This is a genomic window from Lentzea sp. (genome assembly GCF_035525475.1).
Taxonomy (GTDB): domain Bacteria; phylum Actinomycetota; class Actinomycetes; order Mycobacteriales; family Pseudonocardiaceae; genus Lentzea.
On record NZ_DATLEC010000114.1, the window covers coordinates 1 to 14,778 of the forward strand.

The 14,778-nt window shown below is 69.8% G+C and carries 13 protein-coding genes and 1 riboswitch; of the genes, 6 read left to right on the top strand and 7 right to left on the bottom strand.

The features are described from left to right. Positions 1 to 327: 327 nt before the first annotated feature. Together VM306_RS20040 and VM306_RS20045 are read right to left on the bottom strand one after the other, a co-directional pair. On the bottom strand, positions 328 to 1,668 hold the full coding sequence (locus tag VM306_RS20040) for a polysaccharide lyase 6 family protein (protein ID WP_325517193.1): 1,341 nt from the start codon (positions 1,666 to 1,668) through the stop codon (positions 328 to 330). A 45-nt stretch (positions 1,669 to 1,713) separates the two neighbouring features. Further along, the gene (locus VM306_RS20045) at positions 1,714 to 2,148 is read right to left on the bottom strand and encodes an NUDIX hydrolase (RefSeq protein WP_325517195.1); all 435 of its coding nucleotides are present in this window, start codon (positions 2,146 to 2,148) and stop codon (positions 1,714 to 1,716) included. Positions 2,149 to 2,251: 103 nt separating this feature from the next. On the opposite strand from VM306_RS20045, the gene VM306_RS20050 reads away from it, so the two are divergent. Together VM306_RS20050 and VM306_RS20055 are read left to right on the top strand one after the other, a co-directional pair. Beyond that, on the top strand, positions 2,252 to 3,154 hold the full coding sequence (locus VM306_RS20050; RefSeq protein WP_325517197.1) for an SPFH domain-containing protein: 903 nt from the start codon (positions 2,252 to 2,254) through the stop codon (positions 3,152 to 3,154). Next, positions 3,154 to 3,375 (top strand): hypothetical protein, encoded by a 222-nt coding sequence (locus VM306_RS20055; RefSeq protein ID WP_325517199.1) that lies wholly within the window; start codon positions 3,154 to 3,156, stop codon positions 3,373 to 3,375. Before VM306_RS20050 ends, VM306_RS20055 begins: the two co-directional genes overlap by 1 nt. Here VM306_RS20055 and VM306_RS20060 read toward each other — a convergent pair. Next, positions 3,372 to 4,121: a PIG-L deacetylase family protein gene (locus VM306_RS20060; RefSeq protein ID WP_325517201.1), complete on the bottom strand. Its 750-nt coding sequence runs from the start codon at positions 4,119 to 4,121 to the stop codon at positions 3,372 to 3,374. The genes VM306_RS20055 and VM306_RS20060 overlap by 4 nt on opposite strands. A gap of 192 nt (positions 4,122 to 4,313) precedes the next feature. Here VM306_RS20060 and VM306_RS20065 point away from each other — a divergent pair, with 192 nt between their 5' ends. The 3 genes from VM306_RS20065 (at position 4,314) to VM306_RS20075 (ending at position 7,866) form a co-directional block, all read left to right on the top strand. Then, entirely contained in the window at positions 4,314 to 6,578 is a 2,265-nt protein-coding gene (locus tag VM306_RS20065; protein ID WP_325517203.1) for a glycoside hydrolase family 3 N-terminal domain-containing protein, read from the top strand. Between the two features lie 122 nt (positions 6,579 to 6,700). Continuing rightward, a complete protein-coding gene (gene rpsT / locus VM306_RS20070) occupies positions 6,701 to 6,967 on the top strand; it encodes a 30S ribosomal protein S20 (protein WP_030468084.1) in 267 nt (88 codons plus the stop codon). A 98-nt stretch (positions 6,968 to 7,065) separates the two neighbouring features. Next, complete coding sequence (locus VM306_RS20075; RefSeq protein ID WP_325517206.1) at positions 7,066 to 7,866, top strand: class I SAM-dependent methyltransferase; 801 nt, start codon at positions 7,066 to 7,068, stop codon at positions 7,864 to 7,866. A gap of 6 nt (positions 7,867 to 7,872) precedes the next feature. Here the strand turns inward: VM306_RS20075 and holA are convergent, their stop codons facing one another. Continuing rightward, positions 7,873 to 8,850 carry a DNA polymerase III subunit delta gene (gene holA / locus VM306_RS20080; protein WP_414672419.1) on the bottom strand — a complete coding sequence of 326 codons (978 nt, stop codon included), beginning with the start codon at positions 8,848 to 8,850 and terminating at the stop codon, positions 7,873 to 7,875. A 78-nt stretch (positions 8,851 to 8,928) separates the two neighbouring features. Next, positions 8,929 to 9,061, top strand: a riboswitch (SAM riboswitch). 11 nt (positions 9,062 to 9,072) lie between these two features. On the opposite strand from holA, the gene thrC reads away from it, so the two are divergent. After that, a complete protein-coding gene (thrC, locus tag VM306_RS20085; RefSeq protein ID WP_325517210.1) occupies positions 9,073 to 10,329 on the top strand; it encodes a threonine synthase in 1,257 nt (418 codons plus the stop codon). On the opposite strand, the gene VM306_RS20090 is transcribed toward thrC, so the two are convergent. The 3 genes from VM306_RS20090 to VM306_RS20100 all read right to left on the bottom strand — a co-directional run. Then, positions 10,313 to 13,099, bottom strand: coding sequence for a DNA internalization-related competence protein ComEC/Rec2 (locus tag VM306_RS20090; protein ID WP_325517214.1), 2,787 nt, complete (start codon positions 13,097 to 13,099; stop codon positions 10,313 to 10,315). The two genes, thrC and VM306_RS20090, sit on opposite strands and share 17 nt — an antisense overlap. Positions 13,100 to 13,180: 81 nt before the next feature. Beyond that, positions 13,181 to 13,873: a ComEA family DNA-binding protein gene (locus VM306_RS20095; protein WP_325517218.1), complete on the bottom strand. Its 693-nt coding sequence runs from the start codon at positions 13,871 to 13,873 to the stop codon at positions 13,181 to 13,183. A 122-nt stretch (positions 13,874 to 13,995) separates the two neighbouring features. Beyond that, a partial coding sequence (locus VM306_RS20100; protein WP_325517220.1) for a DegV family protein occupies positions 13,996 to 14,778 on the bottom strand: 783 nt, incomplete at its 5' end.

The following is a 14,778-nucleotide window of genomic DNA, read 5'->3' on the forward strand; positions in this document are numbered from 1 at the left end:
ATACTCCTGACGAGGAGTATTCATATTACTGGCTGTTTTTCGGCACGCTGTTGAGTTCTCAAAGAACACGCGCTCACCGCAGTCACATCAGCTTTACGCTGACTTACTTCCGGGGCTTGTGTTGCTGAAGCTTATTTGGTCTTGCTGGCCGGTGTCAAATCCGCCTCTAAGAGGCTCTTCTTCTCCGGCTTTTGCCAGGCCCGTTCCGGTTGTGATTTCCGGCCCGCTTCGCTCTGACATGGAGAACATTACACGGGCCTGTTTCGATCTCCAAATCGGGGGTCCCGGTGACCGCCACACGTGCGGTCACCAGGACAAACGTGGTTCTCAGGGCGCGGAGACCCCGACATCGGCCTTCGTCAGCGGCTTCCTCGTCGCGGAAGAGCTGTACTCGTCCGCTCCGACATCGGGCTTGCCGGAGCGCGCCTGCGGATCGAAGTCGCGCGTGACATAGGAGTAGGTACCGGCCGACGAGTCGATGGCCGGACTACCGGACGCGAGACGCAACAGCCCGTTCGCGTCGCGCACCAGCTTCGGGTCGACCGAGCGGTAACCCGACGAGATGCCGGCGGTGCCGCCCCACACGATGTTGCCCTCGTACTTCACGGTCGACCCGCTCATGAGGTCGATCAGCTTCGACGACGAACCCTGGACGACGTTGTTCGCGAACACGCAGTCCTTCGGCGCGTAAGTGCCGGTGTCGCTGTCGACCACGGCGCCGGTGCCGATCAGGGTGTTGAACGCGACCGTCACGCGGTCCGGGCGGTCGTGGGACGTGGAGGCCGGTCCGCTGTCCGTCTCCGAGCCCTTGCCGAACACGATCGCCCGGTCGCCGGTGTTCTGCACGTAGTTGTTGACCACCTTGTGGTCGTTCCCGTGGAACCGGATGCCGCTGCCGAACAGCACGTTGCCCTCGACCGTGGTGCGGTTGCCGTGGCGCAGGACGATGTAGCCCAAGCTGTCGCGGATCGTGTTGAAGCGGACCGTGTTGTCCGAGGACTTCACGGAGATCGCCTCCGGGTCGCCGTTCGCCTTCTCGAACAGGTTGTGCTCGATGACCGCGTACGCCGGCTTCGACTGCTTGTGGCTGTAGCCGAGCCGGATCGACTCGCCGCCGTTGTCGCCGGAGAAGCTGTGGTTGTAGAAGTGGTTGTGGTGGATCCAGGTGCGCTGGGCGATCTCGCTGCCGGGCCCGGTGACCTGCAGGTAGACGCCCTCGTTGCTGCGATTGGAGAACGTGTTGTGGTCGACCTGGACGTCGTTCGCGCTCACGGTGAGCGAGGCGCCGTCCTTGTTGCCGTTGTAGGTGTTGCGGGTGATGCGCGTGGCCTGTGCCTCGACCGGGACGGACATCGAGCTGGTGCCGTCGAAGACGAACCCCTCGATGGTCACTCCCTTCACGGCTCCGAACTCGAAGCCGCCGCGGGTGAACACCGTGGCGCCGGCGGTGCGCGCGGCCACGGTGATGCCCGGCTTCGTGATCTTGATGGGCTGGTCGGCGGCGTGCACGCCCTCGGCCAGCACGATGCGCTGACCGGGGTGGGCGGTGTCGATGGCGGCCTGCAGGGAGGACACGCTCGAGACGCCGACGACGGCCGCGTGGGCCGGTGCGGCGACGAAGGACGACAGCAGGGCGGCCGCGCCGACAGCGGCCAGTGATCGGATCATTCGCCAACTCCGTTGAGGTGCGAGCTGGCGGCGGTAGATCGCAAGTTACCGCAAGATGCCCGTCGGTGGGGTTTTCCGGTACAGGCCGAGGGCGGTGTCGATCGACGGCACCCGCTCGAGCGCTCCGACGTCCGCCAGCGGGAACCACTGGGCGAAGTCGGTGGTGCCGTCCACCTCGTACCGCAGCTCCCCTCCCACGATCCGCACCTCGTACATGATCCGGAGCGCGTGGTAGTCGCGGTCGGCCTCCTCGCGGAGCTCCGAGTCGATGCCGAGCAGCCGCAGCACCTCGACCTCGAAGCCGGTCTCCTCCTCGAACTCGCGGATGACGGCGTCGTACGGGTGCTCGCCGTGGTCGAGGCCACCGCCGGGAAGGATCCAGCGCTTGCCCCTCGGGCCGAGCCAGCGCGCCAGCAGGATCTCGCCCGCGTCGTTCAAGCACACCCCGTACGCGGCCACACGCTGCTTCTTCGCCTTCATGCGACTCAGCGTAACTTGCGATCACCGCGAGAAAAGTGATATCACTTAGATACTAAATCGCTAGGGGGTCTGGATGAGCGCATCCATCGAAACCACAGTCCACATGCCGACACCTGTCGTCCGCGAGAAGCGCGCACGGGAGCTGTCCGGCCTGCCGATGTTCTTCGCAGGGTTGGCGGTGTTCGCGGTGGCGGTGTGGACGATCATCGAGGGGATCAAGGTCGCCGCGGACACCGGAGGTGCCCCGTCACCAGGGCTGATGATCACGAGCGTGCTGCTGTTCCTGGCGGCGGCGCTGGTCCTGAGGGGACTGTTCACCGTCGCGCCCGGTGAGGCGCGGGTGCTGCAGTTCCTCGGCCGGTACGTGGGCACGGTCCGCACGGACGGCCTGCGGTGGGCCAACCCGTTCACCACGCGGGAGAAGATTTCGACCAGGATCCGCAACCACGAGACGCAGACGCTGAAGGTCAACGACGCGGACGGCAACCCGATCGAAATCGCCGCCGTGGTCGTGTGGCAGGTGGAGGACACCGCGCGCGCACGGTTCGAGGTAGACGACTTCGTGCGGTTCGTCGCCATCCAGACCGAGACCGCGGTACGGCACATCGCGAACAGCTACCCGTACGACAACCACGCCGAGACCGGTCTGTCGCTGCGGGAGAACGCGGACGAGATCACCGAGACGCTCGCGATCGAGATCTCGGCGCGTGTGCAGTCCGCGGGCGTGAAGGTGATCGAGTCACGGCTCACGCACCTCGCGTACGCGCCGGAGATCGCCCACGCCATGCTGCAGCGGCAGCAGGCGGGCGCGGTCGTCGCGGCCCGCACGAAGATCGTGGAAGGCGCAGTCGGCATGGTCGAGCTCGCGTTGCAACGGCTCGCCGAGCAGCACGTCGTCGAGCTCGACGAGGAACGCAAGGCGGCGATGGTCTCGAACCTGCTCGTCGTCCTGTGCGGTGACCGCTCCACCCAGCCCGTGGTGAACACAGGGTCGCTCTACACCTGATGGCCGATCGCAAGAGCGTCCTTCTCAGGCTCGACCCGGCCGTGCACGACGCGCTGAGCAGGTGGGCGAACGACGAGCTGCGCAGCACCAACGCGCAGATCGAGTTCCTGCTGCGGCGTGCGCTGGCCGACGCGGGCCGGCTGCCCGGCGAGGCGAAGAAGATGCCTCGCCGCGGGCGGCCGCCGAAGAAGCCCGGGGACGAACCGGAGGAACAGGCCTAGAACTCGGGTGGTGCCTGGAGGTCGTGGGCGCGGAAGAGCACCGCGTGCTCGACGCCCATGGCCTCGCCGCTCATCGCGAGGAACTTCGGGATGAAGTCGGCGGGCGCGGGGTGGTCCGGGAGCGCGGCCAGGTACTCGGCGTGCGCCTCGAGTGAGGCGACACCGCGGCGCAACGGGTCACCCGTGACGTCGACGCCGTGGGTCGCGCCGGAACCGGGCAGTCCCGGGGTGATGTACCAGCGCGCGGAGTGCGGTTCGAGGCCCTCGTCGTCGATCTGGTCCGGGAAGACCCAGCGGTTGCCCGCGTCGCGCACCGCGTCGAGGGTCGCGAGCCCGGCCGCGCGGTGGTCGGCCTGGTCGAACCCGTAGGGCGTCTCGACGTCGAAGCCGCTGCCGAACACGACGTCGGGCTTGAACCGGCGGATCTCCCGGCAGATGTCCCGGCGCAGGTCGAGGCCGTAGACGAGCACGCCGTCCGGGTGTTCGAGAACGGTCAGGTGCCCGACGCCGACCACGGCGCAGGCGGCCTGCTGCTCGGCGACGCGCAGGCGTGCCGTCTCCTCGGGAGCGTTCGGCATCCCGGCCTCGCCGCGGGTGAGCAGGAGGTAGCCGACCTCGATGCCGCGCTCGGTCCACCGAGCGACAGCCGCGGACGTGCCGTACTCCATGTCGTCGGGGTGCGCGACGACGCAGAGCACGCGCCGGAAGGACTCTTCCGGGAGGGGAGGCAGTGTCATGCCGGCCATCCTCCCGCTCTGGACGGCCGAGGTCCGGTGATTGCGGGAAGAGCAGCAATTCCACGGCATGAAGACAGGGACCTGAACAGGCGTTTCACCAGCATGAAACCGCTTTCACGGAGTTCCTCCTTTCGGAGGTGTCTCCTGCGGGCCGCTCCACGCGATGGTGTGCCGCGGGCGCACTGGGAACGTGGAGGAGTCTTGTCTTTGTTCTCCCGCAGGCGCGCCGGTCTCGGCGTGCTGGGCGTTGCTGTGGTGATGGCGTCGCTGACACCGGCCGGTGGTCTGGCGGCGGGCAAGGAGATCTACCTGGACGCTCGGGCGTCGGCGGAGCGGCGGGTGGAGGACCTGCTGCGGAGGATGACGCTCGAGGAGAAGATCGGGCAGATGACGCAGATCCGCGTCGGAAAGCTGCGCGGTGACTGCAACAACGCCAACGGGCCGTTGGTCGACACCTGCCTGAAGGCGGTGCTGTCGGACGCGCACGTGGGCTCGATCCTGTCCGGCGGCGGTGACTCCCCGGTCGAGAACACGCCGAGAGCGTGGGCCGAGATGAACAATGCGATCCAGCGCTACGCGTTGGAGCACAACAGGTTGAAGATCCCGGTCATCTACGGTTCCGACGGCGTGCACGGGCACAACAACGTCATCTCCGCGACGATGTTCCCGCACCAGATCGGACTCGGCGCGACGTGGAACCCCGCGCTGCAGGAGCAGATCGGTGTGTCGGCGTCGAAGGCGTTGCGCGCCACGGGTGTCTTCTGGAACTTCGCGCCCGTCTCGGACATCGCGCGCGACACCCGCTGGGGCCGTTACTACGAGACGTACAGCGAGGACCCGTTCCTGGCCGGGCAGCTGGCGGCGGCGAACGTGCGCGGCCAGCAGTCCAAGGTGGACGACACCGCGCAGCTCACGGCCACGGCCAAGCACTTCGCGGGTTACTCGGCGCCGGCCAACGGGCACGATCGCGCGGCCGCCCAGATCCCCGTCCGGCAGCTGCAGGACGTCGTGCTGCCGTCGTTCCAGGCGCAGTTCGACGCGGGCGTGCGCACCGTGATGATCAACTCCGGTTCCCTCAACGGGGTGCCGGTGCACGCGTCGAAGTACATGCTGCAGACGCAGCTGCGCGACCGCATGGGGTTCAAGGGCGTCGCGGTCTCCGACTGGCAGGACATGCGGTACCTGGTGGACCGGCACAAGGTCGCGCCGGACTACAAGACGGCGATCGCGATGAGCGTCAACGCCGGCGTGGACATGGCGATGGAACCGTCCAACGCGGCCGAGTTCACCTCGCTGCTGCTGGCGAACGTGCGGGACGGGTCGGTGTCGCGCGGGCGGATCGACCAGGCGGTGCGGCGGGTCCTGAAGCTCAAGTTCGACCTCGGGCTGTTCGAGAAGCCGTACGTCGACCCCGCTAAGGCCGACGGCAACGTCGTGAACGTGGACAGGGGACTCGCGCGTCAGGCGGCCGCCGAGAGCACCGTGCTGCTGAAGAACGACGGCGTGCTGCCGTTGTCCTCCGCCGCCGAGAAGATCGTCGTGACCGGTGAGACCGCGGACGACGTGCGCCGCCAGCTCGGCGGCTGGACCGTGGAGTGGCAGGGCGTGCCGGACGACTCGCCGTTGCCGCCGACCGCGACCGTGCTCACCGGCGTGCGCGAGGCCGTTCCCGGTGCTTCCGTGGTGCACTCGACCACTCCGGCCGCCGCGGTGGCCGACGCCGCCGATGCGGACGCCATTGTCGTCGTTCTGGGAGAGAAGCCTGGTGCGGAGGGTCCAGCCGACACGGAGAACCCGGCGCTGACGCCCGAGCAGCAGGCGTGGGTGGACGCGGTGCAGGCGACCGGCAAGCCGGTGGTCGTGGTGCTGCTGACCGCGCGCCCGCAGGTGCTCGGCGGGGCGGCGGACGCGAACGCGCTGGTCGCGAGCTGGTTGCCGGGCAGCGAGGGTGGCCGTGCCATCGCCGACGTGCTGTTCGGCGCGGTGAACCCGAGCGGCAAGCTGCCGGTGTCCTGGCCCAGGGCGCTGGGCGACCCGACGCTGACCTACGACCAGCTGCCCGGCGCGAACACGTCGGCGGGCGCGAAGTACGACCCGCTCTACGCGTTCGGGCACGGGCTGTCGTACACCTCGTTCACGACCTCGGGCACCTCGGTGGCCGTTGATCGTCAGAACGGCGTGGTGAAGTTCACTGTGGCGAACACCGGTGGGCGCGCGGGCACGGCGATCGTGCCGGTCTACGTGCGTCAGCCGGCCTCGCCCGTGCTCACCCCCGACCAGCGGCTGGTCGGCTTCACCCGCGTGGAACTCGCGGCGGGGCAGTCGAAGCAGGTCGAGGTGCCGTTCAAGCTCTCGCAGCTGGCGCTGACGGTCGGCGACGTCGACGGCGATGGGCGCCGTGAGGTGGCACGCGGCGGCTACGAGGCGCTGGTGGGCGCGGAGAAGGCCACGTTCACGGTGCGCTGAGCTGGCCTGATATCCTTCGTCGTCGTGAACGCGCGGCACTCCGCCGTGGAGGAGAGCCAGCTCAGGCTGGTGCCGCCCCAGCGCGTCACGAACTCCGGTTTCGACACGAAGGGTGATGTCGCATGGCGAACATCAAGTCCCAGCTCAAGCGGATCAAGACCAACGAGAAGGCGCGCCTGCGCAACAAGTCGGTCAAGTCGTCCCTGAAGACGGCCATCCGCAAGTTCCGCGAGGCTGCCGAGGCCGGTGACAAGGCGAAGGCCCTGGAGCTGCTGCAGGACGCGTCCCGCAAGCTCGACAAGGCCGCCACCAAGGGCGTCATCCACGCCAACCAGGCCGCCAACAAGAAGTCGGCGATGGCGCTGCGCGCGAACCAGCTCGAGGGCTGATTCCGCTCGTAGAGCATCGAACTTCTGCGAAGAGGTCCGCTTCCTCCGGGGAGCGGACCTCTTTCGCGTCCAGCCTCGCGCACGGTAGGCGTAGGTCCATGGAATGGCTCCCACGCGTCGACTTCGTCGAGCTCCACGACCTCGACCGCACTCCGGCGGTGCTGCGCACCCTGCACACGGAGTCGATCACGACCATCTACCGGCTCACGGACGCCGCGCGGGAGTACTCACGCCCGTTGGCGCTGGCCCTCCGCTCAGGCGCCGACCACCGGATCGTCGACCTCTGCGCCGGCTCAGGAGGCCCCGTGCCGCTCATCCAGCGGCGGCTGCACCGGGACGGCATCCACACCCAGGTGACCCTGACGGACTTGGTGCCGAACGTGCCCGCGTTCGAGCGCGTCGCCAGGCAGAACCGGCGCCGGCTGCCCTCGTGCTGCTCCGTCGACCACGTGCCCACGCCGGTCGACGCCACGGACTGCCGCGTGGAGGGAACACGCACGATCTACGGTGCCTTCCACCACTTCCCGCCGCCGCTCGCCTCACGCATGCTGCAGAACGCCGTCGACACCCGGCAGCCGATCGTCGTCGTGGACACCAGGAGGTCGTTCGTCTACGCGCTGTTCTTCCCGTTCTTCCTCACGCTGGCGGTGCTGCTCGCGGCGCCGTTCCAGCGCAACCCCCTGCCGCGCTACCTGCTGCGGCTGGCGCTGACCTACCTGGTGCCGGTGCTGCCGTTCATGATGTTCTTCGACAGCGTGGTGTCGTTCCTGCGCATGTACGGACGCGCGGAACTGCGCCGGATGGTCGACGGGCTGAACGGCACCGAGTCGTTCACGTGGACGATCGGCGTCGAACCCGGCTTCACCGGCGCCCAGTACCTCGTCGGAGTCCCGCGCTGACCTGGATCAACGACGCCCGTGCGCCGCGACGATCCTGAGCACGGCGCGCTCCAGCGCGTAGCCGGCGTCGGCCGCCACACCCTTCACGTCGGCGTTGAGCCCCGCGACCACCTGCATCGCGTCGGCGAGCCCCGACTGGTCCCAGCCGCGCGACTGGGCCTGCGCCTTCTTGATCTTCCACGGCGGCATGCCCAGCGGACCGGCGAGGCTGAACGGGTCGGCCCTGCCCACGGCGGACACGCGCGCGACCGTGCGCACCGCGTCCGCCAACGCGTCCGCGACGAGCACGTGCGGCACACCGAGCTGCTCGGCCCAGCGCAACGCCTCCATCGCACCGGCCCGGTCCCCGACCACGGCCTTCTCGGCCACCGCGAACCCGGTCACCTCGGCCTTGCCCTGGTGGTAGCGGCGGATCTCCTCGACCGTGACCTTGCCGTCGGTGTCCGACACCAGCTGCGACGCCGCCGCCGCGAGCTCACGCAGGTTCGTGCCCACGGCGTCGATGAGCGTGGCGACGGCCTCCGGGTCGATCTTGCCGCCCGCCCGCCGCACCTCGTTGCGCACGAACGCCTCGCGCTCACCGGCCTTGGTGACCTTGGCGCACTCGGTGACGCCGGCACCCGCCTTCTTCAGCTGCCCCGGCAGGTCCTTGGCCGCCTTGCTCCGGCCACCGCCCGTGTGCACGACGACGAGCGTGACCCCGTCCGCGGGCGCCTTGGCATAGGACATCACCGTGTCGGCGACCTCCTTGGTGATGTCCTGCGCGTTCTGCAGGACGATCACGCGTCCCTCGGCGAACAGCGACGGGCTCACGAGCTCCGCCAGCTCGGGAGGCGTGAGATCAGTCACCGGCACACGGGTCAGATCCGCGGTCGGGTCGACCTCGCGTGCGGCCTCGAGAGCCGCTCGAACTGCACGTTCGACCAGCAACTCCTCCTCGCCGATGACGAGGTGCAGTGACTCCGGTGCGCTCACGCTCCGCATCCTTCCACGTCCCGGATCGTGGACGTCTGTGGCTGAGCGGCGGCGAGTTGCCGTACCTTGGTGGCCACAACTGAACACCGCTCATCCAGAGGGGCAGAGGGACCGGCCCGAAGAAGCCCCGGCAACCGGCGTCAGCGCCGCAGTGCACCACTGCGCGCAGACGATCACGGTGCCAATTCCGACCCGTTCGATTTCGCGGGAAAGATGAGGAGATACCTCGCGATGACTGCTGTCTCTGTGCCGACGAGCACCAAGTTCGACCTCGGCCCCGCCCGCGCACTGCTGTGCCGTGAGTGCGGAAATGAAACCCCTCTCGCTCCTGAGTACGCCTGTCTGGAGTGTTTCGGGCCGCTGGAAGTGGCCTACGACTTCGGGAAGATCCGGCGCGAGGACATCGAGGCCGGCCCCAGGTCGATCTGGCGCTACCGCGGCCTGCTCCCCGTTCCGTCCACTGTGGAACAGCACCCGAACACCGACCCCGGCGGCACCCGCCTGGTCGAGGCGCACAACCTCGCCAAGGCCCTGGGAGTCCGCAAGATCTGGGTGAAGGACGACACCGGCAACCCCACCCACTCGTTCAAGGACCGCGTGGTCGGCGTCGCGCTGGCCGCGGCCCGCGAGCTCGGCTTCAAGGTGCTGGCCTGCCCGTCCACCGGCAACCTGGCGAACGCCGTCGCCGCGGCCGCCGCCCGCGCGGGCTGGCAGTCGGTCGTGCTCGTCCCCTCCAACCTCGAACGCGCCAAGATCCTCATGAGCGCGGTGTACGAAGGCGCCCTGATCGCCGTCGACGGCAACTACGACGACGTCAACCGCCTCGCCCAGGAGCTCGCCGCGGAGAACGAGGACTGGGCGTTCGTGAACGTGAACGTCCGCCCGTACTACGCGGAGGGCTCGAAGACGCTCGGCTACGAGGTCGCCGAGCAGCTCGGCTGGCGCCTGCCCGACCAGATCGTGGTGCCCATCGCCTCCGGCTCGCAGCTCACCAAGGTCGACAAGGCGTTCCGCGAACTCGGCCAGCTCGATCTGGTCGAAGCCACGCCGTACAAGGTGTTCGGCGCGCAGGCCACCGGCTGCTCCCCGATCTCCGCCGCCTTCAAGGCCGGCCACGACGTCATCCGCCCGGTCCGCCCGGACACCATCGCCCGCTCGCTGGCAATCGGCGCCCCCGCTGACGGTCCGTACGTGCTCGACGCCGTCCGCCGCACCAACGGCGCCATCGAGGACGTCACCGACGAGGAGATCGTCGAGGGCATCAAGCTCCTCGCCCGCACCGAGGGCATCTTCGCCGAGACCGCCGGCGGCGTGACCGTGGCGACGGCGAAGAAGCTGATCGAGTCGGGCCAGCTCGACCCGGACGCGGAGACCGTGCTGCTGATCACCGGCGACGGCCTCAAGACCCTCGACGCGCTCGGCGACACGGTCGGCCCGCGCGCGACGGTCCCGCCGTCGGCCGAGGCCGTCATCAAGGCACTGGGCTAGTCACCTCCTCCCGGACGCGATCTCCTTGCCTCAGAAGGAGATCGCGTCCGTCTGGAGCCAGCCGGTGCGCGGGAACCGTTGCAGGCCGTCCATCACGTGCGGCCCGACCGGCCACACATCCGCGCGCCATGCCGCGATCCGTTGCGGCCACGGGGATTCCGCCTTGAGCACGTTGTAGTGGTGGTCGTGCCAGACGTGCGACGCGATCCTCAGGTCGTCGTCGAACACGTACTCCGACACGAGGTCGTACGCCTCCTCCGGCGTCGTCGTCTCCGTGGGCGGCAGCACGTGTGTGGTCTTCGCCTTGTGCGTGATGGCGCGCGTGCCGTCGTCGAGCGTTTCGCAGATGTAGTACCCGAAATCGGGCTTGAGCTCGTCGTGCGGCCACGGCGTGGCGGAGTAGTTCATCTGCCACAGCGCCCACGCGAACCCCGGCGTGCCACCGGGAATCGGGCACCGCGCGTTGTACAACCTGACCCAGACCATCTCTTCTCCTCCGTACGATTCGGTTGCCCGGCAACACCGCCAGGTCTCCGTCCTTGTCCGTGCGCAACACCAGCGCACCTCCCGCCCGCAACACGTCGATCACGTGCGGGCTCGGGTGCCCGTACCTGTTGCCCTCGCCGACGCTCACCAGCGCGACCCGTGGCTTCACGGCCTCGAGGAACGCGGGCAGCGAGTACCGCGACCCGTGGTGCGGCACCTTGAGCACCTCGGCCCCGAGGTCCCGCTCCCCCAGCAACGCCGCCTGGCCTGCCAGCTCGACGTCGCCGGTGAGCAGCACCCGGCCCGCCCTCGTGTGGGCTTTGAGCACGAGCGAGTAGTCGTTCACCGTCGTGTTCGCGTCCTGGGCGACCGGCGGCCGCCGCGGACCCAGCACCTCCATCTCCAGTCCTGGCAGGGCGAACCGCTCCCCCGCCTTCGGCTCCACGACCCGCACACCATGAGCGCGGGCCTGCGCTTTGACCTCCCTCCACGCCCACGCGGGCTCCTTGAGCGGCCCGACCGCCACGGCGCCCACCGCACGCCCGGTGAGCACCGCGTCGAGGCCGCCGACGTGGTCCGCGTGCAGGTGCGTCAGCACGAGAAGCGGAATCCTCTTGATCCCCAGCGTCTTCAGACACCGGTCCACCGCACCGGGATCGGGCCCGGTGTCGACGACGACCGCCCGGTCCGCGTCATCCGTGGCGAGAACCACCGCGTCGCCCTGGCCGACGTCGCAGCTGACGACCTTCCAGCCTTCCGGCGGCCAGTCCGGCGCCACCACCTTCAGCGGCACCAGCACCACGAACCCGCCGATCAGCACCGCGACGACCAACGTCCGCGTCTTCTTGAGCCGCAGCAACAACACCGTCGCCGCCACGACCGCCGCCAGCGCGACCGCTCCGGCCCATCCCTCGGGCCAGCCGACCGCCGCGCCCGGTACGGTCGCCGCCTGCCGCCCGACCCGGATCAGCCAGGTCACCGCGGGCCCGGCGACGTGGACGACCAGTTCGGCCGCCTCCGGCCACACCGGCGCGATGACCGCCGCCACCACTCCCAGCACCGTCGCCGGTGCTACCACCGGCCCCGCGACGAGGTTGGCGATCACCGACACCAGGCTCACCTGACCGCTCAACCCGGCCACCACCGGAGCGGTGGCGAGGCTCGCGGCCGTCGGGATGACGATCGCCTCGGCCAGCCCGGTCGGCACTCCGCGGGATTTGAGCGCCCGCGCCCACTTCGGCGCGATCAGAACCAGCGCCGCCGTGGCCATCACCGACAACGCGAAGCCAGGATCGCCTCCCAGCGCCGGGTCGATCAGCACCAGGACGAGCACCGCCGTCGCGAGGCTCGGCACCGCGGACCGTTCTCGTCCCAGCACCAGGGCCAGCAACGCCACCGCACCCATCACCGCGGCCCTGAGGACGCTGGGCTCCGGCCCGGCCAGGATCACGAACCCGATCAGCGCCACCATCGCGGCGGCGGCCGCCTGGCGTGGTCCGAGTCGTCTCAGGAGCAGGTAGACCACTCCGCAGACGATGGCAAGATTCGCGCCGCTCACCGCGAGCAGGTGAGCAAGGCCGGCCGTGCGGAACTCGTCGACTATGCGCGGCACCATGCGTTCGGTGTCGCCCACGACCAGCGCGGGGAGCAGCCCGGCTTCTTCGTCGTCCAGGACGGCGCTGGCACGGCTGAGGCCGTCCCGGAGCTCACCCGCCCACGATTGCCAGACCGGAGGCGGTCGTGGGTCGATCGGCGGGCCGCGGACTCTCAAGAGCGCTGACGCCAGGTCTCCGCCCCGGGGCGGGGCGAGAGTGCCTTTCGCCGTGACTCGTTGGCCTGGCAGGAGGTCACGCCACTTGTCCGCGGGAGCCAGCAACACCAGGTGCGCGCCATCGGTCGTGGCTGTGAGGATCACGTGGTCGACGCCCGCTTGGTGGCCGGCGAAACCTTCGGCCCGGATGCCTTCCGGTCTGGTGTCGACCTCCACGGTCAGGGTGGTGCTCCTGCCCTCGTTCGCGGCCAGGCGGAGCGGGTGGGTCTCGGCTCTCAGAACGTTGCCGCCCACCCACGCCGCCGCCACCGGGCCGGAGATCAGCAGGGCTATGGCGCAGGTCCTGGTCCACCACGCCCTCCGCCACGCCGCGAAGCCGAGGGCTCCGGCCGCCAGTCCTGTCAGGACCGCTGCCTGCCAGGTGAGGAAGAGACCGGCCACTGCCGTGGTCCACACCGCCGCCGCGGCGGGGGCCAGGCGGTAGTCGTGGGTTGTCGGGCGTTTGCGGGGCACCGGCGCCTCCGTTGGGCGGGAGTGAGAACGGCTGGCCGCGAACCGCTCTGAGGCGGACGGCGTGAGCTGGAGGGGTGCCGGTCATGTGTGGACCAGTTCGGCCAGCTTGGCGAGTTTGGAGTCGCCGATGCCTTCTACGTCGCGGAGCTCGTCGACCGAGGCGAAGGGGCCTTTGCGGGTGCGGTGGTCGACTATGCGCTGGGCCGTCACCGGGCCCACGCCGGGAAGCGTGTCCAGCTCGGCGGCGGTGGCGGCGTTCAGGTTCAGCTTGGCCGGGGCGGCGTTGGGGGCGTTGGCCGCTGCCGGGGGCGGGATGCCCACCGCGATCTGTTCGCCGTCAGCCACTTTGCGGGCCAGGTTCAGGTCGTGGAGGTTCGTGCCCGGTTTCGGGCCGCCTGCCAGGCGGAGGGCGTCGGCCACCCTCGCACCGGAGGTGACCGTCACCAGGCCCGGGGTGGCCACCTCGCCGATGACGTTCACGACCAGCTCCGGGGCGGGAGCCGTGGTGCTCACCAGGGCCAGTGCCGGGGCCTGTTCGGCTGCCGGGCTCTGCCACCAGCTGCCCAGGCCGATCACGGTGCAGGCCACGGCTATGCCGAGGACCAGCAGGCCTCGGCGCGGGAGGCGGGGCAGCGTGAAGCGGCGGCGGGGCGGGCCGTGTTCGTCCGAGTCCTCTGCACGTGAGAAGACCAGGGTCGGGTCGGCTCGCACCTTCTCGGCCAGTGCGGCCAGGCGTTCGCTCGGGCGGTCGTCCGGATGGGAGCGGGGCAACATGCGGGCGACGCTACGGAGCGGGGCGGGTGGGGAGGTGGGGTGAGATCCGGATCTGTGGATTACTCGCGGGTTGTGGACAGGTCGCGATCACCCGCGCCTCGGGGACGGGAATTGTCAGGGGTCTATGGGATGCTGTCGGGTCCTCCCGGCAGCACCACCACGCCCAGCACGCCTGGGCCTGTGTGCGCGCCGATGACCGCGCCGACCTCCGAGATCACGCATCCGGCTGAGCCGGGCAGGCGTTCGTCCAGGCGGGTAGCCAGCTCGGCGGCTCGCTCGGGAGCAGCCAGGTGGTGCACGGCCAGGCCCACGGGACCGTCCCCCGCCGCGGCGGCCGCCAGGTCGACCAGACGGCCGACGGCGCGGCTCATCGTGCGCACCTTCTCCAGCGGCACGATCCGGCCGTCGTCCACGTGCAGCAGCGGCTTCACCGCGAGCGCCGTCCCCACCAGCGCCGCCGTCGTGCCGATCCGACCGCCCCGGCGCAGGTGGTCCAGGGTCTCCACGCAGAAGAACATCCTGGTCCGCGCCGCCGCCGCCACCGCGGCCCGCTCGGCGGAAGCGCCGTCGCCCCCCGCCGCGCACGCGGCCAGCACCGCGAACCCCAGACCCATCCCGGTCGCCCGCGAATCGACCACCCGCACCCGCGAGGGATCGACCTCCCGCGCCGCGAGCCGGGCCGCCTCCCACGTCCCCGACAGCTCGCGCGACAGGTGCACCGACACGATCGCGTCCGCCCCGTCGGCCAACGCCGAGCGGTAGACCTCGGCCAGCTCACCGGGCGTCGGCCGGGACGTGGTCACCCGCCGGTGGGCCCCCAGCGCGCCCGCCAGCTCCTCCGCCCCGAAGTCGACGCCGTCCAGCCTGCTCGAACCGTCCACCGCCACGTGCAGCGGGACGACCCG

What these genes read in the sequence shown, in the direction of transcription:
- VM306_RS20040 (WP_325517193.1), bottom strand. Translation starts at nt 1,668, where the DNA reads ATGATCCGATCACTGGCCGCTGTCGGCGCGGCCGCCCTGCTGTCGTCC.
- VM306_RS20045 (WP_325517195.1), bottom strand. Translation starts at nt 2,148, where the DNA reads ATGAAGGCGAAGAAGCAGCGTGTGGCCGCGTACGGGGTGTGCTTGAAC.
- VM306_RS20050 (WP_325517197.1), top strand. Translation starts at nt 2,252, where the DNA reads ATGCCGACACCTGTCGTCCGCGAGAAGCGCGCACGGGAGCTGTCCGGC.
- VM306_RS20055 (WP_325517199.1), top strand. Translation starts at nt 3,154, where the DNA reads ATGGCCGATCGCAAGAGCGTCCTTCTCAGGCTCGACCCGGCCGTGCAC.
- VM306_RS20060 (WP_325517201.1), bottom strand. Translation starts at nt 4,121, where the DNA reads ATGGCCGGCATGACACTGCCTCCCCTCCCGGAAGAGTCCTTCCGGCGC.
- rpsT (WP_030468084.1), top strand. Translation starts at nt 6,701, where the DNA reads ATGGCGAACATCAAGTCCCAGCTCAAGCGGATCAAGACCAACGAGAAG.
- VM306_RS20075 (WP_325517206.1), top strand. Translation starts at nt 7,066, where the DNA reads ATGGAATGGCTCCCACGCGTCGACTTCGTCGAGCTCCACGACCTCGAC.
- holA (WP_414672419.1), bottom strand. Translation starts at nt 8,850, where the DNA reads ATGCGGAGCGTGAGCGCACCGGAGTCACTGCACCTCGTCATCGGCGAG.
- thrC (WP_325517210.1), top strand. Translation starts at nt 9,073, where the DNA reads ATGACTGCTGTCTCTGTGCCGACGAGCACCAAGTTCGACCTCGGCCCC.
- VM306_RS20095 (WP_325517218.1), bottom strand. Translation starts at nt 13,873, where the DNA reads ATGTTGCCCCGCTCCCATCCGGACGACCGCCCGAGCGAACGCCTGGCC.